At 60.8% G+C, this 21,276-nt stretch carries 26 protein-coding genes and 2 pseudogenes; 27 read left to right on the top strand and 1 reads right to left on the bottom strand.

Translation table 11 applies throughout. The features are described 5' to 3' along the window. The first annotated feature begins 3 nt into the window (after positions 1 to 3). Entirely contained in the window at positions 4 to 2,028 is a 2,025-nt protein-coding gene (locus tag WBR57_RS05825) for a phage terminase large subunit family protein (RefSeq protein ID WP_424082974.1), read from the top strand. Between the two features lies 1 nt (position 2,029). Here WBR57_RS05825 and WBR57_RS05830 read toward each other — a convergent pair whose 3' ends face one another. Continuing rightward, positions 2,030 to 2,470, bottom strand: coding sequence for a hypothetical protein (locus tag WBR57_RS05830; RefSeq protein ID WP_424082976.1), 441 nt, complete (start codon positions 2,468 to 2,470; stop codon positions 2,030 to 2,032). A gap of 82 nt (positions 2,471 to 2,552) precedes the next feature. Here WBR57_RS05830 and WBR57_RS05835 point away from each other — a divergent pair, with 82 nt between their 5' ends. The 26 genes and pseudogenes from WBR57_RS05835 (at position 2,553) to WBR57_RS05960 (ending at position 21,240) form a co-directional block, all read left to right on the top strand. After that, positions 2,553 to 2,759, top strand: coding sequence for a phage head-tail joining protein (locus WBR57_RS05835; RefSeq protein WP_032889620.1), 207 nt, complete (start codon positions 2,553 to 2,555; stop codon positions 2,757 to 2,759). After that, positions 2,759 to 4,240 (top strand): phage portal protein, encoded by a 1,482-nt coding sequence (locus tag WBR57_RS05840; protein WP_424082978.1) that lies wholly within the window; start codon positions 2,759 to 2,761, stop codon positions 4,238 to 4,240. Before WBR57_RS05835 ends, WBR57_RS05840 begins: the two co-directional genes overlap by 1 nt. Next, the gene (locus WBR57_RS05845) at positions 4,237 to 5,367 is read left to right on the top strand and encodes a head maturation protease, ClpP-related (protein ID WP_424082980.1); all 1,131 of its coding nucleotides are present in this window, start codon (positions 4,237 to 4,239) and stop codon (positions 5,365 to 5,367) included. Before WBR57_RS05840 ends, WBR57_RS05845 begins: the two co-directional genes overlap by 4 nt. Then, entirely contained in the window at positions 5,364 to 5,702 is a 339-nt protein-coding gene (locus WBR57_RS05850) for a head decoration protein (protein ID WP_424082982.1), read from the top strand. The genes WBR57_RS05845 and WBR57_RS05850 overlap by 4 nt, the downstream gene beginning before the upstream one ends. Positions 5,703 to 5,764: 62 nt before the next feature. Beyond that, positions 5,765 to 6,760 (top strand): major capsid protein, encoded by a 996-nt coding sequence (locus WBR57_RS05855; RefSeq protein WP_424082984.1) that lies wholly within the window; start codon positions 5,765 to 5,767, stop codon positions 6,758 to 6,760. 2 nt (positions 6,761 to 6,762) lie between these two features. Then, positions 6,763 to 7,083: a head-tail joining protein gene (locus WBR57_RS05860; RefSeq protein ID WP_424082986.1), complete on the top strand. Its 321-nt coding sequence runs from the start codon at positions 6,763 to 6,765 to the stop codon at positions 7,081 to 7,083. Further along, the gene (locus tag WBR57_RS05865) at positions 7,080 to 7,736 is read left to right on the top strand and encodes a phage tail protein (RefSeq protein ID WP_424082988.1); all 657 of its coding nucleotides are present in this window, start codon (positions 7,080 to 7,082) and stop codon (positions 7,734 to 7,736) included. The genes WBR57_RS05860 and WBR57_RS05865 overlap by 4 nt, the downstream gene beginning before the upstream one ends. Next, positions 7,729 to 8,247: a hypothetical protein gene (locus WBR57_RS05870; RefSeq protein WP_424082990.1), complete on the top strand. Its 519-nt coding sequence runs from the start codon at positions 7,729 to 7,731 to the stop codon at positions 8,245 to 8,247. Before WBR57_RS05865 ends, WBR57_RS05870 begins: the two co-directional genes overlap by 8 nt. Further along, positions 8,244 to 8,819, top strand: coding sequence for a phage baseplate assembly protein V (locus tag WBR57_RS05875; protein ID WP_424082992.1), 576 nt, complete (start codon positions 8,244 to 8,246; stop codon positions 8,817 to 8,819). The genes WBR57_RS05870 and WBR57_RS05875 overlap by 4 nt, the downstream gene beginning before the upstream one ends. Positions 8,820 to 8,865: 46 nt before the next feature. Next, the gene (locus tag WBR57_RS05880) at positions 8,866 to 9,057 is read left to right on the top strand and encodes a hypothetical protein (RefSeq protein ID WP_424082994.1); all 192 of its coding nucleotides are present in this window, start codon (positions 8,866 to 8,868) and stop codon (positions 9,055 to 9,057) included. A 5-nt stretch (positions 9,058 to 9,062) separates the two neighbouring features. Then, entirely contained in the window at positions 9,063 to 9,389 is a 327-nt protein-coding gene (locus tag WBR57_RS05885) for a GPW/gp25 family protein (RefSeq protein ID WP_424082995.1), read from the top strand. Beyond that, positions 9,386 to 10,273, top strand: coding sequence for a baseplate assembly protein (locus WBR57_RS05890; RefSeq protein ID WP_424082997.1), 888 nt, complete (start codon positions 9,386 to 9,388; stop codon positions 10,271 to 10,273). Before WBR57_RS05885 ends, WBR57_RS05890 begins: the two co-directional genes overlap by 4 nt. Further along, entirely contained in the window at positions 10,270 to 10,875 is a 606-nt protein-coding gene (locus WBR57_RS05895; protein WP_424082999.1) for a phage tail protein I, read from the top strand. Before WBR57_RS05890 ends, WBR57_RS05895 begins: the two co-directional genes overlap by 4 nt. After that, positions 10,872 to 11,684 (top strand): annotated as a pseudogene (locus WBR57_RS05900) (phage tail protein); the annotation flags it as partial. The gene WBR57_RS05895 and the pseudogene WBR57_RS05900, both read left to right, overlap by 4 nt. Before the next feature lie 488 nt (positions 11,685 to 12,172). Next, on the top strand, positions 12,173 to 12,538 hold the full coding sequence (locus WBR57_RS05905) for a phage tail assembly chaperone (protein WP_424083001.1): 366 nt from the start codon (positions 12,173 to 12,175) through the stop codon (positions 12,536 to 12,538). Between the two features lie 91 nt (positions 12,539 to 12,629). Beyond that, positions 12,630 to 13,802 (top strand): phage tail sheath subtilisin-like domain-containing protein, encoded by a 1,173-nt coding sequence (locus tag WBR57_RS05910; protein WP_424083003.1) that lies wholly within the window; start codon positions 12,630 to 12,632, stop codon positions 13,800 to 13,802. Positions 13,803 to 13,814: 12 nt separating this feature from the next. Next, positions 13,815 to 14,318 carry a phage major tail tube protein gene (locus WBR57_RS05915; RefSeq protein ID WP_424083005.1) on the top strand — a complete coding sequence of 168 codons (504 nt, stop codon included), beginning with the start codon at positions 13,815 to 13,817 and terminating at the stop codon, positions 14,316 to 14,318. Between the two features lie 68 nt (positions 14,319 to 14,386). Then, a pseudogene (locus tag WBR57_RS05920) lies at positions 14,387 to 14,605 on the top strand (phage tail assembly protein); the annotation flags it as partial. 45 nt (positions 14,606 to 14,650) lie between these two features. Further along, positions 14,651 to 14,935 (top strand): phage tail assembly protein, encoded by a 285-nt coding sequence (locus WBR57_RS05925; RefSeq protein ID WP_424083054.1) that lies wholly within the window; start codon positions 14,651 to 14,653, stop codon positions 14,933 to 14,935. A gap of 140 nt (positions 14,936 to 15,075) precedes the next feature. Beyond that, positions 15,076 to 17,553 carry a phage tail tape measure protein gene (locus WBR57_RS05930; protein ID WP_424083007.1) on the top strand — a complete coding sequence of 826 codons (2,478 nt, stop codon included), beginning with the start codon at positions 15,076 to 15,078 and terminating at the stop codon, positions 17,551 to 17,553. Between the two features lie 9 nt (positions 17,554 to 17,562). Beyond that, on the top strand, positions 17,563 to 18,408 hold the full coding sequence (locus WBR57_RS05935; protein WP_424083009.1) for a phage tail protein: 846 nt from the start codon (positions 17,563 to 17,565) through the stop codon (positions 18,406 to 18,408). Next, positions 18,383 to 18,589, top strand: coding sequence for a tail protein X (locus WBR57_RS05940; RefSeq protein WP_424083011.1), 207 nt, complete (start codon positions 18,383 to 18,385; stop codon positions 18,587 to 18,589). Before WBR57_RS05935 ends, WBR57_RS05940 begins: the two co-directional genes overlap by 26 nt. A gap of 68 nt (positions 18,590 to 18,657) precedes the next feature. Next, positions 18,658 to 18,975 (top strand): hypothetical protein, encoded by a 318-nt coding sequence (locus tag WBR57_RS05945; RefSeq protein ID WP_424083013.1) that lies wholly within the window; start codon positions 18,658 to 18,660, stop codon positions 18,973 to 18,975. Positions 18,976 to 19,045: 70 nt separating this feature from the next. Continuing rightward, positions 19,046 to 20,089: a phage late control D family protein gene (locus tag WBR57_RS05950; RefSeq protein WP_424083015.1), complete on the top strand. Its 1,044-nt coding sequence runs from the start codon at positions 19,046 to 19,048 to the stop codon at positions 20,087 to 20,089. Between the two features lie 63 nt (positions 20,090 to 20,152). Next, complete coding sequence (locus WBR57_RS05955) at positions 20,153 to 20,716, top strand: glycoside hydrolase family 19 protein (RefSeq protein ID WP_424083017.1); 564 nt, start codon at positions 20,153 to 20,155, stop codon at positions 20,714 to 20,716. After that, the gene (locus tag WBR57_RS05960) at positions 20,698 to 21,240 is read left to right on the top strand and encodes a lysis protein (RefSeq protein ID WP_424083019.1); all 543 of its coding nucleotides are present in this window, start codon (positions 20,698 to 20,700) and stop codon (positions 21,238 to 21,240) included. The genes WBR57_RS05955 and WBR57_RS05960 overlap by 19 nt, the downstream gene beginning before the upstream one ends. Positions 21,241 to 21,276 lie beyond the last annotated feature (36 nt).

Here is a 21,276-nt window from a genome sequence, read left to right on the forward strand (position 1 = left end):
CCTATGACCACGGAATTTCCTGACGGTGACCGTGCGTACCGTGAGGCGTATTTCCGTGGGCTGCGACCCGACCCAGACCTCTGGATCGACGAGTGGGCCGACGAGTACATGCGCATCCCGCGAGATACCGGCGCCCCTGAGCCCGGCCAGTACCGCACGGATCGGACGCCGTACGCTCGCGAACCCATGCGCTGCCTGTCACCGGCCCACCCTTGCCGGCGAGTCGTCACCATGGTGGCTTCGCAGCTGATGAAAACCCAGATCGCCTTGAACTGGATGGGCGGACTGATCCACATGGCACCGTCCAACATCCTGGCGCTGTTGCCCAGTCTGAGCCTGTCCAAGCGGGTGTCCGGACGGATCAGCAAGACGATCAAGGCGACCCCAGAACTGGCGAAGCGAGTAGCGGCCAGCCGCTCGCGGGATGCCCGCAACACCATGGATACAAAGGAGTTTGAGGGCGGCGCCTTGTACGTCACCACAGCGGGTTCGGCTGCAAACCTTTCCGAATTGTCGGCACGCTACATCTACGGCGATGAGGTCGACCGATGGGAGAATGACGTCGGCCAGGAGGGTGATCCCATCGTGCTGGCAGAGACGCGGGCGACCAACTTCGGGCGCAATGCCAAGATCTACTTTTCTAGCTCGCCGACGATCAAGGGCGCCTCGCGGATCGCGGACCTGTTCGAGTCCAGCGACCAGCGTTACTACTACGTGCCGTGCCCTTCATGCGGGCATATGCAGGTACTGGAGTGGGAGCGGCTGCTCTATAGCAAGGACTACCGCACGGTTCACTACCAGTGCGCCGCGCCTGAATGTGACGTCCTGATCGAGGAGCATCACAAGACCGACATGCTCGCCCGTGGTGAGTGGCGTGCCCATGGCAGCGGCGATGGCAAAACGGTGGGTTTCCATCTGAACGCGCTCTATTCGCCGATTGGCTGGAAAGACTGGGCCTCGCTTGCGGAGGAGTTCGAAGACGCCAAGAAGGCCCAGGCCAAGGGCGACATGGGGCTGATGCAGGTGTTCTACAACACCCGTCTCGCCAAGGTCTGGGACAGCGCGCAAGAGCAGACCAAGGCTGAAGTACTGATCGCTCGTGCACGACTGGAGACCTACACCCTCGGCAGTATGCCGCTGGGCGTGCTGATGCTGACCGGCGCCGTCGACGTCCAGGCCAACCGCCTGGAGCTGATGGTGATGGGCTTTGGTGTCGGCATGGAACGCTGGGTGGTCGATCACCAGGTGATCTGGGGCGACCCTGCCGATGAGCGTACCTGGGCGGTGTTGGACGAGAAGCTCAAGGTTCGATATCGGCATCCGTGCGGTGTCGCGCTTGCGATCCTGGCGACGGGCGTTGACTCCGGCGGTCACCACACCGACGAGGTGTACCAGTTCTGCCGTGTGCGGCGCTGGCGAAACATCTTCGCCATTAAGGGCGCGAGCAAGCCCGGCAAGGCGGTGATTGCTCAACGACCGTCCATGGTCGATGTGACATGGAAGGGTCAGACCGAACGTGGCGGCGCCGAGCTGTGGTTTGTCGGCACCGACACCGCGAAGGACTGGATCTATAACCGCTACGCCTTCGAGGACGGCCCTGGTTCGCTGCACTTTGCCAACGACCTGCCGGACGAGTTCTTCGCCCAGTGCGTTGCTGAGCGCAAGGTCGCCCGATATGTCAAAGGCTACAAGCGTATCGAGTGGGTCAAGGGCAAGGCTGAGCGCAACGAGGCGCTCGACCTGATGGTGTATTGCCTGGCAATGGCGCATTACCTGGGCATCAACCGCTACCAGGAACACGACTGGGAGCGGGTGCGACAGGCGCTGGCTCAGTCCGGTTTGTTCGACGATGTGTTGGGCGTCAAGCCCGTACAAGGCGAGCGCGTCGACGCTGACGAAACACCGGCTCCGGTGGCGGCGCGTCAGTCGCTACCTGCACCGCCACCTGCAGCACCTGTGGCCCAACCGCGACCCGCTGCACCCCCACAACGCCGCAGCTCCACAAGCGGTTACTTGAAGAGACGTTGAATCAAGAAGATAGACCTACGAGTGGGCTGATCAACTTCGCCCCGAGACCTAGTACTTCTGAAACTAATGAACGCATCGTTTCCCGGCCTTCCTCTTTTGCAGCTTTGCTCAACCGGTCTCCGAAGGAAGGGCCACCCTCAACGCTGGATGGTGTGCGTTTTAAGATTTCTAGACCCTTTGCAGTTAGTACGGCTTCCCGGATGTAACTCAGTCTTTCTTCTCGGCAGTGAATGTAGCCAGACATCACAAGCCATCTCGCTGTAGCTAAGAAGATACGTATCTCTTCATTGATATCGTCGTCCTTATTGGCAGCTAGGCCGTCGGTTTCTAGGTCGACAAACTCGCGCGGGACTATCGATGTAGGTACCGGGAAGCTTTGATAAAGGTAGGCGAAAATTTGCCCGGTGTATTCATCAAACCGCTTGATGTTTTGTGTTGTCACTTCGAATCAACTCCTTCTGGTCACGTTTTTTCAGAATATCTAGAACGTTGACTCACCGCCATCACGTTTAGGGTTGCCACCAATGTCCTTTACTCCCAAACACCTCGAAGCCATCGAGCGCGCCATTGCACGCGGTGAAAAAACCGTGCGCTACAGCGACCGCACGGTGGAGTACCGCTCCATCGACGAACTGCTCAAGGCTCGTGACGAGATCCGCACGTCGCTGAGCCAAGCCGCCGGGCCCCGCTCTCGCGTGATCCGGCTTACCCACGGAGGCAAGGGAATCTAATGGCCCGACATTATCCGACGCTGACACGTAACGGATTCTTGCTGCCGTCGAATATCAAGGCCAGTTACGAAGGCGCCGGGGAGGGCCGTCGCTCGGCCAGTTGGGAAGCCACCGATGACGGCATTAACAGCATCAATACCCCGGCCCTGCGCAACCTGCGGGCGCGTTCGCGGGCGGCGGTGCGCAATGACCCGTACGCGTTCAACGTCATCGACAAGCGCGTCAGCAACCTGATCGGCACGGGCATCACGCCCAGGCCGACCACGGACGACGCCGCGCTGCGCAAGCTCAAGCAGCAGCTGTGGGACGACTGGGTGGATGAGGCCGACGCCGATGAGCTGACCGACTTCTACGGCATGCAGGCCCTGGTGGCGCGCACCGTTGAAACGGCCGGCGAGTGCTTTGTGCGGCTCCGACCGCGTAGCCCGAGCGAAGGCTTGGCGGTGCCGCTGCAGCTGCAGGCGCTGGCCCCGGAGTTTGTCCCTCACGACAAGTTCGAGACCGCCAAAAACGGCAACGTGATCCGCGCCGGGATCGAGTTCAACCCAGCCGGCAAGCGCGTGGCGTATTGGATGTACCTGTCGCACCCACGGGATTCGTCGTCGTCGAACGCGGGCTATAACCAGCTGGTGCGTGTGCCGGCGGCGCAGGTGTTGCACATCTTCGAACCGATGGAGCCGGGGCAGTTGCGCGGGGTGCCGCGTCTGGCGCCAGTCTTGAAGCGCTTGCGCAGCCTGGATAACTACGACGACGCGGTGCTGTTCCGCCAGGAAGTGGCGAACCTGTTCGCCGGTTTCATCAAGCGGCCATCACCGGAGATGGGGCAGCAACCGCGTGACCCTGTCACGGGGCAGTTGTTGACCACTGACCGCGACGGTTTCACACCGATGGTCGCCCTGGAGCCCGGCACCATGCAGGAACTGGGGCCAGGTGAAGAGGTGGAGTTCTCCAAACCACCGGACGCCGGCAACAACTACCCGGACTTCATGCGTCAGCAGCTGATGGCTGCGGCGGCAGGGTCGGGAACGCCTTACGAGATCCTCACCGGCGATATGCGGGAGGTCAACGACCGGGCGCTGCGGGTGGTGCTCAACGAGTTCCGGCGGCGCCTGGAGCAACTGCAATTCGGCGTGTATGTGCATCAGCTGTGTCGCCCGGTACGTGCTGCCTGGATGGACATGGCGGTGTTGTCCGGCGCCCTGGTTCTGGAGGACTACGCGCAACGCCGACGGGAATACTTGCGTACGCGTTGGGTACCGCAAGGCTGGGCCTACATCCAGCCGGTTCAGGACGTACAGGCGCGGCGGATGGAAGTGCAAGCGGGCTTTGCGTCGCGCAGCGAGATGGTGCTGCGTACCGGCTACGACGCGGAAACGGTCGACACGGAAAATGCCGCGGACCTCGCCAGGGCCACGGGCCTCGGCCTCAACTACTCGACTCTTGAAGCCATCGAGGTGATCGATGACAAGGAACTACCATGAGCAAAAAAACCAAACCCCGCGTCTATGACAAGGCCGGCAAGCAGGTAAAAGTCGCCGACAAAAGCTGGTACACCTTCCAGGCTAGCGGCGAGGCCGAGCAGCGCAGCATCGAGATCTTCGTCTACGGCGAGATCGGCGCCTGGGGCGTCACCGCTAACCAGTTCGTGCAGGATCTGCGCGCTATGGATGACGGCGTGTCGCCGGTGATCGCCGCGTTCAACAGCGTCGGCGGCGAGCTGTTCGACGGCTTGGCGATCCACAATGCACTGTCGCGCCTGGGCGAACGCTGCACCGGGCGCATTGATGCCCTGGCAGCCAGCGCGGCCAGTGTCGCGGTGTGTGGCGCTCACAGGGTGGTGATCGCGGCCAACGCCATGTTGATGATCCACAACCCCTGGACCTACGCGGCAGGCGATGCCGATGACTTACGCAAGGTCGCCGATGCGCTGGACCAGACACTGGAAGCGATCATTGCTGCGTACAAATCCAAGGCGCCGGACATCGACGAAGCCGAACTGCGGCGCATGGTCGACGCCGAAACCTGGCTCACTGCCAACGAAGCGGTAGCGCTCGGCTTGGCCGATGAGGTGGGCGATGGCCTCAAGGTCAAAGCTTGCCTGGGCCAGGGCAGCGTGTTGCAGCGTTTCCAGCATGCCCCGGCCGACCTGCTCGCGCAGTTGGATGAAGAGCCGGAAGTCGAGCCGCCAGAAGCGGACCCCGCACCGGTACTGGACGCGGCCAAGCTGGCGCTGATGATCACGCAGGGTTGCGCAACGGCGGGTATCAGCAACCTGGTCGATTCATTGCTCGCCACCACCAAGCTGGAAAGCGAAGCCGTGGTCCAGGAGGCGCTGACCAAGGCCAAAGCGCTGCATGGCTTGTGTGTGGCCGCCCGACTGCCGGAGCTGACCGGCGAGTTCATCAGCGCGGGCCTGGACGAAGCCGCCGTCAGGGCGCGCCTGTTCGACAAGCTGGTGGGCAGCGGCGGTGGCTTTGAAATCAACAGCAGCCTGCCACTGGATGATGATCCAGCCCCAACGATCAAAGCCAAGCAGGTCGACACCCACGCCATCTGGAACACCCGTCAGGCGGCTCAGAACGGAACCTCGAAAGGAGTAAGAGCATGAAAACTGAATCGATGCACGCAGGCGAGTTCCTGCTGTCCGAGGGCGCGGGCAATATTTCCCGTGAGGCGATCAACGTCGCCGCCGGTGTCGCCCTAGATCCGGGCCAGATCCTCGGTCTGGTCACCCTCACCAGCGAGTTTGCCCCGTATCAGCCGACCGCCGAGGACGGCACTGAGAACGCCGTCGCGATCCTCTACGGGCCGTTGGGCGAGTCGGATGTTGTTCGGCGCGGTCGTGCCATCGTGCGTCTGGCCGAGGTCAGCGAAGCGCACTTGACCGGCCTCGACCCCGCCGCTGAAAAGGCTCTGTCCACCCATTTCGTGATCGTCCGCTAAGACGCTCGTTCTGTTTACCCATCCCGCCGAATGCGGGATTTTTCGTTTCTGGAGAGTACCCCATGGCCGATATCGCCATTTTTGAAGACGATGCGTTCAGCGTCTCGTCGCTGACTGCTGCAATCAATGACCAGGAATACCTGCCGGGCCGCATCAGCAGCCTGGGCCTGTTTCGCGAAGAGGGCATCAGCACGCTGACCGTGCAGATCGAGAAAGACGGCGACACACTGGCCCTGGTGCCGGCGGGTGAGCGCGGTACCTCCGGCCTAGTGGTTGGCGGCACCAAACGCACGTTGATTCCATTCAACACCGTGCACCTGCCGGAACGCTTCACCATCAAGGCCGACGAGATCCAGGGCATCCGCGCCTTCGGCACCCGCAGTGAGTTGCAGGCGGTGCAGGATGTGGTCAACAAGCGCCTGGCGAAAGCCCGCCGCCAGTTGGATGCCACCCACGAATTCCAACGCATGGGCGCGTTGAATGGTCAGGTCCTGGATGCCGATGGCAAGACAGTCCTGTTGGATATTTACAAGTCCTTCGGCGTGGAGCGGCAGAAGCTGAAGATGGGCCTCAACGCGCCCGAAACCCAGCTGCGGGTCAAATGTGGCGAAGCGCTGGATATGCAAGAGGATGCCCTCGGAAGCGTCACCAGCACGGGCTCCCGTGCAATGTGCGGCAAGAATTTCTGGAACAAGCTGATCGTGCACGATTCGGTCAAAGAGACCTATCTCAACACCATGCAGGCCGCTGCTCTGCGCGGTGATGCCCGTGAAAGCTTCGAGTTCGGCGGCATCGTCTGGGAGCGTTATCGCGGCAAGGTTGCTGGCATTTCGTTCGTCCACGACGACAAGGCGCTGCTGATTCCCGAGGGCGTACCTGACCTGTACATCTCGTCCTTCGCGCCGGCCGATTACATGGAAACGGTGAACACTCAGGGCATCCCCTACTACAGCAAGATCGAGCCCATGCAGTTTGGCAAAGGCGTGGCCGGTGAAGCGCAGTCCAACCCGTTGCATCTGTGCACGCGGCCTCGGGCGCAGATCCTGCTGGAACTCTAACCGTGGCCTTCCGCGACCTGATCGACGATATCGACGACACCGTGTTCGGCGTACTCGCCGATCAGGCCCAAATCGAAGGCCGCGCCGAGCCGGTGCTGGGCATGTTCTCGGCACCGTGGAAGCAACCGGCCTTCGGCAAGCTCCACACAGCGATACGCGAGCCTCGCTTTGAGATCCGCGTGAAGGATTCTGACGGCCTGAGCAAAGGTCTACGGGTCACGGTCGACGTGCCGACACTGGACGGCGGCGGCGATTACGACCTCTTGCAGTTGGAGCCCAATGGCAATGGCCTGGTGGCCCTTATTTTGAGGAAGCGCCCATGAGTGTCGGCAGCTACGTACATCAAACGCGCGACAGCGGGATGCTCAACATCCAGCCGTCGGCGGTGCACTCCCAGGCCTTGCGCGAGTTCGGTCAACTGGTGCCCAAGGCTGCGGCAGCGGCTCAGCGTCGGGCTATCAACAAGACGCTGGGCTGGCTGCGTACCCACATCGCCCGGGCCGTGGGCAAGCAGGAGCGTATTGCCATTGGCGCCGTCCGGCAAAGACTGCGGGCTTACCCGGTCAGCGGAGGGACGATGCGTGGCAAGTTGTGGTTTGGAGTAAACGCCATCGAGGCCAGCCGGGTCGGCAAAGCGCGGCAAACCCGCGCCGGTGTATCGGTGGCAGGCCGGCGGTACCAGGGGGCTTTTTTCAAGCAGGTTTACGGCAGCGGTCCCGACATCTGGATCCGCACGTCGAGCAAGCACTTCAATGCGGCGGACTACCCCGACAGCACGCAGGGGCGGCGCAGCTCTGGCTTCATCGCGGAAAGCGACAACCGCTTCCCGCTGGCGAAAGCCAAGGTCTCGCTGGACCAGGTTCGACCCCACTTCGACAGCTGGGTAAAACGCGCGGATGAACGCTTGCTGGAGATCCTGAAACAAGAACTCAACTTTGAACTGCAGAAGTACCTCAAGGGGACAGCCCGTGCCTGATCAGCCATTCAGCCTCGACCGTCTGTACGACGCCATCGAGCAGCACCTGCAGGAGCACTTGCCGGGGATTCAGGGCGCATCGTTCTGGCCGGATCTGTCGGCAGACACCAGCATTCCCACGCCAGTGGTGCTGCTGGAGATGGCTGAGATGGAGCCCGCGACAGATACCGGCACCGGCGAAACTTCGCTCACCTGCAAGTTTGAGGCGCGGATCATCGTCGACTCGATCAGCGCGGATCCGCAACGCCAGGCCGTGCAGCTGGCTTCCCAACTGGCTGTGCTTCTGCGGGGGCAGAGTTGGGGGCTGGAGGTCGATTGCGCGGTGTTTGTGCGGTCTACTCAGGACTGGACGAAGCCCGAACTGGACGGCTATTTCGTCTGGCTAGTGGAGTGGGACCAAACGGTTTACCTGGGCGCGGAGGAATGGCCGTGGCCGGATGAACCGCCGGGCTCGCTGGTCATTGACCTGGGGCCGGGCGTCGGGCCAATCACTCCGGGGGATCTGCAATGAGCTACGCCGTTGCCCAGCACGACCGGATGATTGCCTCGACCGTGATCCCCTGCGTTGTTGTGGCGGTGGATCTGACCACCGCCATGGTGCGTGTGAAGTCCGGAGATTGGAGCAGCGCCTGGGTGCGCTGGCATAGCCAGGCTGCTGGCAAAGCACGCCACTGGCGGGTGCCCAGCTTGGGCGAGCAGGGCGCATTAATCAGTCCCAGCGGCGAGCCGGCGATGGGCACGTTCATTCCCGGTCTGTACGGCGATGCAGGCGCCCAGCCGGACAATCGCGATCACGTTGAGGTTTGGCGATTCGAGGATGGGGGCTCACTGGTCTACGACTGGCAAGCGCACAGCTACACCATCGACCTGCCGGCGGGCGCCGTCACCATCAAGGTCGGCGGTTCGGTATGGGAGATGACACCGGACAGCGTGCAATTGGTATCGGGCACCATCAATCTGGTGGGTGCACTCACCATCGACGGCGCTACGCAGATCAACGGCACGTTGAATACCACCGGCGACATCAACAGTGCCGGCAAGGTCATCGATGTCGGCGGTAACACGCCGAACCACAAACACTGACCAACACCGGCCTTGTGCGGGTTTTTCGTTTTAGGAGCATCCGTTGATGAGCAAGATCAAACCCGACAGCCCGGACGATGCTGGGCCTGGCCGCGTGTTCCGCGACACGCTCTTCACCTCGCGCACGCTGGTTCTTCCCGATGGCAGCACCATGGCAGTGAGCAAAGCGCGCGTGACGGCCACCACCGATGAACAGTTCGCCTTCCTCAAGGCTCACCCGGAACTGCAGCAGGAGTAATCCCGATGATCGGAATGGATCGCCACACCGGCCAACCGTTGTCCGGGCACGACCATCTCCGACAGTCCGTTGGGGACATTCTCGGCACGCCCGTGGGCAGTCGGCGTATGCGGCCTGAATACGGCAGCCTGATCCGGCGCTTTGTCGATCTACCGGTTAACGCCGGTTGGAAGAGTGCGGTACAGGCTGAGGTGGCTCGTTCGTTGGGGCGCTGGGAGCCGCGGCTGAAGCTGGAACAGGTGCAGGTCGTTGCCATCGTCAGCGGCCGCATCGACTTCAAATTAACCGGTGAGTATCAGGGCGAACGCCTGCTGCTGGAGGTGTCGGCATGAGCACGGTGGATTTATCGGCGTTGCCGGCGCCCCAGGTGCTGGAGAACCTTGATTACGAGGCGTTGTACCAAGAGGGGCTCGCAGCTTTTCGCGGCTACATGGGGGAGAACTGGTCAGCGGCGCTGGAGAGCGACCCGGTGGTCAAGCTGGTGGAATTGGGGGCTTACGGCAAGATGCAGAACCGGGCGCGGGTCAATGACGCGGCCAAGGCGCTGATGTTGGCGTATGCGGAAAAGGAAGATCTGGATCAGCTCGCGGGCAACGTGAAGCTACAGCGCCTGGTTATTCAGCCGGCCAATCTGCTGGCGGTTCCACCGGTGGAAGAGGTTCGGGAATCGGACGACGCCCTGCGTGAACGCATACAACTGGTTTACGAAGGGCTGACCACGGCGGGCCCGCGCAACAGCTACATCTTCCATGCACGCAACGCCTCGGCGCTGGTGGCGGATGCCACGGCTGAAAGCCCTGCGCCGGCCGAGGTTGTGGTCACTGTTCTAAGCCTGATTGGCAGCGGCCAGGCCGATCAACCTCTGCTGGACCAGGTATTCGCCAAGCTCAGCGATGATGACATCCGCCCGGTGGGCGACCGCCTTACCGTGCAGAGCGCCGAGATCCTGGAGTATCGGATCGATGCCGTGTTGCACATGATCGGCGCAGGCCCCGAAAACGACGCCATCCTCACCGAGGCCATTAAACGGCTCGCGGCCTGGATTAACCCCCGTAAGCGCCTGGCACTGGAGGTTGCCCGTTCAGCTATCGACGCGCAGTTGCACATCAGTGGCGTGGGGCGAGTCGAGCTGCGTGACTGGATCGACCTGAGCCCGACCAAGTTCCAGGCGGCATATTGCACGGGCTTCAGCGTTGTCCTTGGGGGGCCGACATGACCAGTCTGCTTCCTCTGAACAGCACTCAGTTGGAGCGCGCCATTGAGGCCGCGCTGGTCGAGAAAACCAAGATCCCACTGCGGACTCTGTACAACCCGGACACTTGCCCAGTGCAACTGCTGCCGTGGTTAGCCTGGTCTTGGTCAGTCGACCGCTGGGATAACAAATGGTCGGAAGCCATTAAGCGCTCGGCCATCCGCTCTGCGTTCTTCGTGCATGCCCACAAGGGCACCATCGGTGCGCTGCGGCGGGTGGTCGAGCCCTTGGGCTACCTGATCGAGGTACTCGAATGGTGGGAGACCACTCCGATCGGCATCCCTGGCACCTTCGCCTTGAAGGTCGGCGTGCTGGAAACCGGCATCACCGAAGAGATGTACCTGGAGCTGGAGCGCCTGATCGACGACGCCAAACCCGTCAGCCGACAGTTGACCGGCTTGGCGATCAGCCTCGAAACCCAAGGCGCCATAAACATCGGTGTCGCCCTCTACGAAGGCGACGTAATCGACGTCTACCCACCCGTGCAGCGTGACATCGAAGTCACCGGCTACATCGGCGTGGCCGGGCGCGAACACAGCATAGACACTCTGGACGTTTACCCATGATTGATCGCAACTCGCAATTTATGGCGATCCTCACCAACGTGGGGGCCGCAAAGCTGGCTAACGCCAACGCCTTGGGCATTCCCTGGAACCTAACCGCTCTGGGGGTTGGAGATGCCAATGGCGCCGACCCCATCCCCAGCGCGACTCAGACTAGGCTGATCAATGAACAGCGCCGGGCGCCGCTGAATCAGCTGCGTGTAGATCCGGTGAATTCGGCGGTAATCATTGCCGAGCAAGTGATTCCAGCGGATGTCGGCGGCTGGTGGATCCGTGAGATTGGCTTATACGATTCGGACGGAGACCTGGTCGCGGTATCGAACTGTGCGCCCAGCTTTAAGCCAGCGCTGGATCAGGGGTCAGGTCGTACGCAGATTGTGCGAATGAACTTCATCGTTTCCAGCACCAACAACATTGTGCTGAAGATTGATCCCGCAGTGGTGCTGGCGACCCGTGAATATGTCGATCTGGCAATCACTGAGGCCGTCAACCGGCAAGATTTCAAGCATTCTGTGGTGGCAGCCACCACTGCGGCGATTGCACTCAACGGACCACAGACTATCGATGGCGTGGCTGTGGTTGAGGGCAATCGGGTGCTGGTGAAGAACCAGGCACAGGCCAAAGCCAACGGCATCTATGTGGCTGCCAGCGGCGCCTGGGCGCGAGCGCAGGACGCGGACGCCAGTGTTGAAGTGACGCCGGGTTTGTTCGTCCACGTCGAGAAAGGTACGGACAACGGTGACAGTGTCTGGCAGTTGGTGACGGATGCGCCGATTGTGCTCGGCACCACTGAGCTGGTGTTTGAAATGGTGATAGGGCGCACCGGAGTTAGTGCTGGCGCCTATACCAAGATCACAGTCGATAAGTTTGGGCGAGCCATCGCAGGTTTGAATCCCACGACGTTGGCTGGATACGGAATCACTGATGCGTTCACCAAGGAGGTGATTGCGTCTATGTTTGAGGAAGGAGACGCTATCGTTGCGGATCTGAAAACGCGGGTAAATCAACTCGACAGCGCTCTCACCAGCCAGCTCAGGAAGATTGTTGACGGAAAAGCTTTCAGGGTGATCAACATTACGTATACCAATACGACGGGCAAGCTCATGTTTGTTAACGTCGCGTTGACCAGTACGGCAAGTAATCAAACTGCGGTGCTTAACGTGGACACCTTCAGCTTTGTTGGGTCTTCCTTTCCAGGTGCTAACTTCAGTATTTCTGTGTCTGCCCCCGTCCCTGCTGGCTCGACCTACAAAATTCCTCCCGGTAACTACACGATTTACTCTTGGACGGAGATGAGCTCATGAAGTATTTCGTGAATGACGTCGGTGAGGTATTTGCGTTTGATCTCGAGGCAGATGCGCCGGATTCGCTTCGTGCTATCTCAGAAGATGAAGCGATGGTCCTGGCTGCTGGTCCAGCTCCTTTACCTGATTTAACAGCTATCGAGCGGGTATGGCGTGATACTGAGTTATTGGAAGTGACGTGGCTGCGTGATCGTCATCGTGATCAACTGGAAATTGACTTAGCTACGACCCTTTCGGCAAGTCAGTTTAAAGAGCTATTGATTTACATGCAGGCTCTACGTGATTGGCCACAATTGCCTGACTTCCCGAATACCAGTCACCGCCCCATAGCCCCTGCCTGGATCGCTGATCAGTCCAAGTAACGGCCCGCATTGAAGGGGCGTTTTCTTTCTCGCAACCCGAACACCCCACAGCCTCGCATATGCGGGGCTTTCTCGTTTCTGGAGTTCAACCATGAGTGCAAGTGGATTCTTTCACGGCGTCACCGTGACCAACGTCGATACAGGCACGCGGCCCATTGCGGTGCCGTCGTCGTCCATCATCGGCCTTTGCGACACCTTCACCCCAGGCCCCGACGCCAGTGCCTTACCCAATCAGTTGCTGCTGATCACCCGCGAAAGCGAGGCTATCGCCGCATGGGGTGCTGACTCGGCAATCACCAAAGCGATCCAGGCCATCTACGTACGTTCCAAGGCTGTGATCGTCGCCTGTGGCGTGGCGAAGCTGGCGGACGCCGCCGCGCAGACCTCTGCCATCATCGGCGGCGTGTTGGCAAATGGCACCCGTACCGGCATGCAGGCGCTGCTGGATGGCAAGAGCCGCTTCAACGCTCAGCCACGCTTGCTGGCCGCTCCCAAACACACCGCGACCTTGCCCGTTGCTACGGCGCTGGTGGCGCTGAGTGAAAAACTACGCGCTCTCGCCATCATCGACGGGCCCAACACCACCGACGAAGCTGCGATGGAATACCGCGAAAACTTCGGCAGCAAACGCGTGTTCCTGGTCGACCCTGGTGTGCAGTATTGGGACACCGCACTCAGTGCCACCGTCGATGCGCCGAGCTCCGCCTGGGTCGCTGGGCTCTTCGCCTGGACCGATTCGGAATACGGCTTCTGGGCCTCGCCGTCGAACAAGGAGTTCGTCGGGGTCACCGGCACCGGTCGCCCCATTGAGTTTCTGGACGGCGACGAAACCTGCCGGGCCAACCTGCTCAACAACGCGCAGATCACCACGATCATCCGCGATGACGGCTACCGCCTGTGGGGCAACCGCACCTGCTCCAGCGACCCGAAGTGGGCGTTCGTCACCAGAGTGCGGACCATGGACATCGTGATGGACGCGATCCTCTACGGCCACAAATGGGCAGTCGACCGCTCGATCACGAAGACTTATGTCAGTGACGTGACCGAAGGCCTTGGCAATTTCATGCGCGATCTGAAAAACCAGGGCGCGGTGATCAACTTCGAGGTGTTTGCCGATCCTGGCTTAAACACAGCCAGTCAGCTGGAGCAGGGCAAGGTGTACTGGAACATCCGTTTCACCGATGTGCCGCCGGCAGAAAACCCCAACTTCCGGGTCGAGGTCACCAATCAGTGGCTTACCGAAGTGCTCGACACCAACACCTAAGGAGAACGCCCAATGGTTCCGCAAACGCTCTACAACATGAACGCCCATATCGACGGCGTCAGCTTTGCCGGGGATATCACCAGCGTCACGCTGCCCAAGATGACCTTGAAGACTGAGGAGCACCGCGCGGGGGGGATGGATGCGCCGGTGGAGATGGACCAAGGCATGGAGAAGCTGGAAGCCAGTTTCGCCGGCAAGGGTGTACGCCCGGAAGCCATGAAGTTTTACGGCTTGGCCGACCAGACCGCATTCAACGCAACGTTCCGTGGTTCCTTCAAAGGCCAGAAAGGCGCGACCACGGGCGTTGTCGCCACCGTACGGGGAATGCTCAAAGAAGTAGATCCCGGCGACTGGAAAGCCGGTGACGCGGCCGAGTTCAAGTACGCCGTGGCGTGCAGCTATTACAAGCTCGAAGTCGGCGGTCGGCTGATGTACGAAATCGATCCGGTCAACTGCGTGCGGGTCATCAACGGTGTGGATCAACTCGCCAGCGTCCGCCGCGACCTGGGCCTGTAACGGAAACCTACCCCATGAAAAAACTGAAAAAGCTGCCTGCCTGGCTCACGGTCGGTCCTGATAGCGCGATGATCACCCTGACGCGGCCGTACGATGTCAACGGCGTGAAGGTAGACCAGTTGCCTCTGCGCGCTCCGACGTTGCGCGACGTGCGTGCCTCTGACGCACTCGGCGGTGATGACGTGGTGCTGCGCGAGGTGACTCTGTTCGCTTCGTTGTCTGACGCTGGCACCAAGGACGTCGAAGGGCTCAAGCTGACGGACTACGCGCGGGTGCAGAGCGCCTATTCGAGCTTGCTCCGGGACGTCGGTATCCCTGAAAACAAAGATGAAATGCCCAGTTGGTTGGTCGTTGACACAGAGGGCGCTGTTGTCGCGCTGTCCAAAGCCTATGACGTCAACGACATTAAAATCGACCGCCTGACCTTGCGCGCACCCACCGTTCGAGATGTTCGTGACGCGTCGTCTGCCTCCAACGGCGACGACGAACAGCGCGAGACGATCCTCCTGGCCAACTTGTCCGAGTCCAGTACCAAGGATCTGGAGGGGCTAAAGCTAACGGACTACCAGCGGCTGCAAGCCGCCTACTTTCGCCTGGTGCAGGACGGCGGGGTTTAACGCCTCCCTGCAGAAGCAGGTCGCGAAACGTTTGGCGACGCAGTATTCATTTGCCGCCAATGAAATCGAGACCATGCCCTATTCCACGATGATCTGGTGGCTCATGGACTGAGCCCCGCATCCCTGCCTGGAGTGTTCTCATGGCAAACAACCTGGCGCTCGGCCTAGTCATCGGAGGCGTCGTCAGCTCCACGGTCGGCGCCGCCTTCAAGGACGTTGAAGGCCGCATCAAGAAACTCGGCGAAACCGGCACAAAGGCGCGCGTGCTGCAGAGCACCATCGGCGACACCATCCGCCTGCGGGATGAGTGGAAGAAAGCCCACGACACCGGTGCGGTATCGGCTGACGGCCTGCTGAGCAAGCTTGAAAAAAACCTCAAAACCCTGAAAGAGCAGGGCATTGAAGTCGGCAAACTGCGCAAGGAATACCAGGCCCTCGGCCAGGTAGCGCGCGGCGCCGAACTCAAGGCCTTGGGCCACACGCAGATCCAGCAGGGCAAAGAGGGAATGAAGAACTCCCTCGGCAAAGCGGCAGCGCTCATGGCGTCGTTGGCGATTCCGACCAAGATCTCCGGCGACTACCAGGCGCAGATCCGCCAGATGTCGTTGTGGGCACACACCGCCGGCACCGGCGGCGAGGCCGAACTGGCGGCGAGCATCAGCAAGGTTGCGGCAGAGAAGGGCATGAGCCAGCAGTTGCTGGCGAAGTCGGTCGGTGCCTTGATCGAGAAGGGCGTGGATTGGGACGTGGCCGCCTCCTATGCAGGGCAGATCGCCGACCTGATCGACGGCCAGGGCATGGAGCCCGAAACCATCGCTACCCTGATCAACTCCTTCAAGGAAGCTGGGGTCAAGCAAGGAGACATGGCGGCGATGCTGGGCCAGGTCGCGGCGGCCGGAGACATCGGTGCGTTCGGTCCCAAGGAGATGGCCAAGTACTTGCCGGCCATGCTCGGCAATATCAAGCGCCTGGGCATGGAAGGCCCTGAGGCGGTGCGCTTCCTCGGTGCTAGCCTGCAGTCGCAGTACTCGCAAACCCAGGACGCTGCAGCGGCAGCCACCAACATGAACAACCTGCTCAATGCGGTGATCAGCAACACCAGCCAGGAACGGTTCGCCAAGGAAGGCTACGACCTGGCCGGCTCGATCCTTGCCGCGACCAAAGGCGGCAAGGCTGCCAACCCGGTCGATGCTTTCATCATGCTCAGCGAGCAGTTGATCAAGAAACAGGATCCGGCCAAGGCCAAGAAAATCGAGGCGCTCAAGGCCAAGATCAAGGCTTCGGCGGATGGCAGTGCCGAGGAAGAGCAGGCCATGGTCGCCCTGACCGAGGCGGCCGGGCTGGCGAACATCGTCAGCGATCAGAGCGCCAGTGCGGGTTTGCTTGCACAGATCAAATACGGCGACCGGATCAAGGCCGACATGACGACCATCGAGAAAACGGACGGAAAGGCCAAGATCGAGGCGGATGCGGCGAAGGCGCGGGAGACTTCCAACCGGAAGTGGGCGACAGCGACTGCCGGTATGGAATCGTCGATGACGCGAATTGGCGATGCATTGCGGCCGCTGACTGACCTGGCGGCGGATGGATTGGCGAAGCTGGCGTATGGGCTTGGGGAGCTGGCCGGGAAATTTCCAACGGTGATCAGCGGGGCGACGGTGCTGGCGGCCGGTGTTGTGGGCCTGGGCACTGCGATCAATGCGATCAAGATTGGTAAAGGTCTGTTGAACATCGGGCGTGGGTCGCTGATGGGCAACCCGAATGTGATCCAGCGGGTGTTCGTCACCAACCCTTCCGGCGGTACTGGTGGGGTCGACGGTGGGGAAGGGAAGCGGCGCCGTGGCAAGGGCAAGCGCGGACGCGGTGGTCGCGGAGCTGTCGCGAGTGCGGCATCCGCAGCCCCTGTCGAAGCCGCTGCCAGCAGATTCGCGCCCAAGGCCATGATGGGCAAAGGCCTTGGGTTCGCCAAGGTCGGTGCGCCCATGGCGCTGATCGAGGCGGGGTTGATCGCTGCTGACACCTATCAAAACGCCGAAACCCTCGACGAGAAAGCCGAGGGCTATGGCAACGCTGCCGGCACATTGGCAGGCACGCTTGCCGGTGCTGCAGCGGGCGCCGCGATTGGCTCGGTGGTACCGGTAATCGGCACAGTAGTCGGTGGATTGATCGGCGGTTTCCTCGGCAGTTGGGGCGGCGGCGAGCTGGGCGGCGCGGTGGGTAAGGCTGCATTCGGTGGGCCGGACACACCCATTGAGCGCCTGGCACGGCCTTCGCCTTTGCTGTTGCCGGCATCCAGCGGGCCGGGAATGTCGCGACTTGCTCAGTTGGCGCCAACGCCGGCGACGGGTCCACTTATGGGGGATGTCGCTCGTTCACTGGCGGCTACTCCGTCAGCGGCGGTGCCAGCTTTGCTGAGCGCAGGTGCTGCAGCGAAGCCAGAGCCGACGCGTGTCGAACAAGCCTGGACGTTTGCCCCAACCATGCCGGTGACGGTGCGGGGCGACGTAAAAGATCCACGGCAACTGGCGCAGGAAATGATGCCGTACATGCGTCAGCTGTTCGAGGAGTTCAGCCGGGAGCAGGCGCGGCGCAACCTGTTCGATGCCCCTCACGTTTAAGGAGTTGTCATGGCTTACATGGAGCAACTGCAGTCCGGCTTCAAATCCCTGGTCCAGGCCGGGGAGGCGGGCCGACATAGCATCGACGGCATGATCGGCCCGGTGAACGGCGCCATTGGCGAAATCACCGGGGCGGCTGATGAACTGTCCAGTATTCCTGGTGTGCCGCCCGGTGTCGGTGAAAAGCTGCAGCGGGTGATACGTGGGATCGGTGCGGCACAATCCAAGGTCGGCGAGGTGTTGTCGACTTACAGCAAGGCAACGCGCGCAATGTCGACCATTGATGAGCGCCTGGGCACCCTGAAGGAACAAGCAGCACGGGCCAGTACGGCGATCAATCAAATGGCCGGTAAGGTCAGCCCAAGCCTTGCGAACATCTTGCCTACCAGTGCCTTGGCGCCAAATGCGACACCCCTGGCGGAGGCGGTCAAACCGTTCCCGCACCTACTGATCCTGCAGCCGCTACAAACCAATGCTCAGCCGTTCTACTTCAACCTGGACACGGCGGCGTTCGACGAATTGCGCCGGCAGACGGAATTCCGCTGGGCCTCGCAAGAGCGTCTCAGTCGTCGACCGGCGCAACAGGCCGTGGGCATGGGGGAGGAGAAACTCAACCTTAAGGGCGCCATCTTCCCCACGTTCAAAGGCGGTCTCAAGCAACTTGACACCCTCCGCTCCATCGGTGCCCAGCTGTTGCCATTGAACCTGACCACCGGCTACGGCGTAGTCCTCGGCACTTGGTGCTTGCGCAGCCTGGAGGAAGAGCAGGGCGCACTGCTGGCTGGCGGGATCCCACGCAAGCAAACCTTTAGTTTGGAGTTCACACGCTATGGCGATGATATGCAGAACGTCTGACGGCGACCTGCTGGATACGCTGTGTTACCAGCATTACGGGCACCTGAATGGCACGGTCGAGGCGGTGCTCGCGGCCAATCGGTTGTTGGCGGATGAGCCGCAGCCGTTGCGCACCGGGTTGTTGATCACCTTTCCTGACTTGCCTGAACCTTTGGGTGAGCAGGTGCAGTTGTGGGACTGATGGCTCGTTGCCCATGAAATCGGCGCGCTGATAGACTCCTTGGCTTATTTGCATGTGTGGAGTCCTCTATGGAAAGAGTCAGCGAGATTCGGCTGGTCAAACGGAGTTTTTGGGGTGAACTGAGCTACCGGTCAAACTGGTTTATCTTCGGTCTGATCGCTTGCATTCTTTTAGCATTCATCCCGATTGTCGGTTGGTTCATGGCGGCCGGGGTATTCGTGGCGATTGTGTGGAAAACCTCCGGCCTCAGGGAAAAGCAAAAGGTCGGGGACTGTCCTGTGTGTACCCAGACGCTCTTGATTGAGCCCAAGGTTGAAGGGATCGATTGCCCTGTGTGCCAGAGTTACGTTGAAATTAGTGACAACCAGCTGATAGTCGAGAGCTGAAATCGCGTTTCGCTACACCAGGTCAAGCCCTGCCATCGTGCGGGGCTTCGTTGTTTTTGGAGGTTTACTTTTGAAGCCGATCTTTCGGATCGTCGCTGACGGCGCTGACATAACAGCGCTGATCAATGACCGTTTGCTGTTGCTGCGCACCCTCGACAAGCCCGGCATGGAGTCGGACGAATTCGAGCTGCGCATCGATGACCGTGACGGCGCCGTTGCACTCCCCAAAAAAGGCGCAGCCATTGAGATCTACCTGGGATATGACAGCAAGGCACTGGCCCGCCTGGGGCGCTACACGGTAGACGACATAGAGGTCTCCGGCCCACCCGACACCTTAGTCATTCGTGGCAAGGCCAGCGACATGCGCGGCAGCGGCAAGACCACACGCAGTGGAGGTTGGGAAAATGTGCCGTTGTCGAGGATCGTCAGCGACATTGCTGCACGCAATGGCTGGAAGCCTGAATGCCCTGTCGCCACGGTCGTGCCCAGGGCTGATCAGATGAACGAGTCGGACTTCAACTTCATCACCCGGCTCGCCAAGGATCACGACTGCACGGCCAAGGTCTCTGACAGCAAGCTGCTAGTGCTACCTCGCCAGAGCGGACAGACCGCCAGCGGTAAGAATCTGCCAGCGATCACCATCCGCCGTAGTGACGTTAGCCGCTGGCAATTCCGCTTCACCGACCGAACCACGCAGAAAGCCGTCAAGGCCAGGTATCAGGACAAGAAAACTGGTGAGCTGGTTAACCTTACCCTGGACAACGACGACGCGCCTGTTGGGCTGCCGCCGGTTCATACCGACCGGCATATCCATCCGAATAAGTCTGCTGCTGAACAGGCTGCCAAGGCACGGCTTGCAGCTTTCAATCGATCCACCGCAGAGGTTCGGCTGGAGATGGTCGGACGTACAGATTTGTTTGCCGAGCGGCAGATCAACGCGTTGGGCTTCAAGGAGGGGCTGGACGGTGAGTTTCTGGTGGACTCGGTGGAGCATGTGTTCACCCAGTCTGGCTGGAGCACTACCGCTGAATGTAACGCAGGTAAGAAGGGTAAGGCGAAGGCGGCCGCTAAGGTAACGAAAAAGTCCAAAGAGGTGAAAGTCCTGGAACTGTAAGAGTCCGTACCAGCTTCACCATCCGCCGCCATCGAGCGGTATTTTTTTGTCTGGGAAAAAGCGATGTCCATCACAGAGCAACAACTCCAACGCATCATGCCCAACGCCCGCCGCCAAGCGGGCGTTTTTGTATCCGCGCTGAACGCGGCCATGACCAACCGCAAGATCGATACGCCGAGGCGTCAGGCGGCGTTCCTCGCGCAGATCGGTCATGAGTCCGGCCAACTGCAATACGTGCGTGAACTGGGAAGCGATCAATACGTCAGCAAGTACGACACTGGCCCTCTGGCGGCCAAGCTGGGGAACACGCCGGCAGCAGACGGTGACGGCCAACGGTATCGCGGCCGTGGGCTGATCCAGATCACAGGTCACAACAACTACCTACGTTGCAGCCTGGCGCTGTTCGGCGATGAGCGATTGCTACTCACGCCAGAGCTACTGGAGCTACCGCAATGGGCGGCAGAGTCTGCAGCGTGGTTCTGGACAGTGAACGGGTTGAATGCTCTCGCGGACCGAGAGCAGTTCTCCACCATCACCCGCCGGATCAATGGCGGGCTCAACGGCCTCGAAGAGCGGCTGCAGCTGTGGTACAGGGCCACGGAGGTATTATGCGTTTCCTCGGCCTGATCCCCGCGCAGTTCCGAGCGGCCGTTGTTGGCTTGTTGCTGGTCATTCTGGCTGCCGGATCTGCTGTATCGGCATGGACCGCTCAAGGCTGGCGGTACGGTCAGCTGCTGGAACATCAGGCGCGGCTCCATGCAGACACCCTTGCCGAGTTATCCCTGGCCGCTGCCGCCCTGCAGCGCGTCGAGCAGGGTAAGCGCTTCGCCCTAGAGCAGCGCCTGCAGAACAAAGACGAAACCCACTACAAGGAATTGACCGATGAGCAAACCAAGCAAGCTCGTCTGCGTGATCGCCTGGCCACTGCTGATCTGCGGCTGTCAGTCGTACTCGCCGCCACCGATGCCACCAGCAACTGTTCAGTGCCAGCCACCGCCGCCACCGGCCGCGTGGTTCATGGCCCCACAAGAGCCCAACTTGACCCAGCGCATGCTCAACGAATTATCGGAATCACCGATGCCGGCGACCAAGGATTGATCGCCCTGCGGGCCTGTCAGTTTTATGCGAAAGAAGTTTCCAGCGACTTGTAAGCATCATAGATGGGGGCAGATGACCTTTTTAGGTTA

The organism is Pseudomonas sp., assembly GCF_049590575.1.
GTDB lineage: Bacteria > Pseudomonadota > Gammaproteobacteria > Pseudomonadales > Pseudomonadaceae > Aquipseudomonas.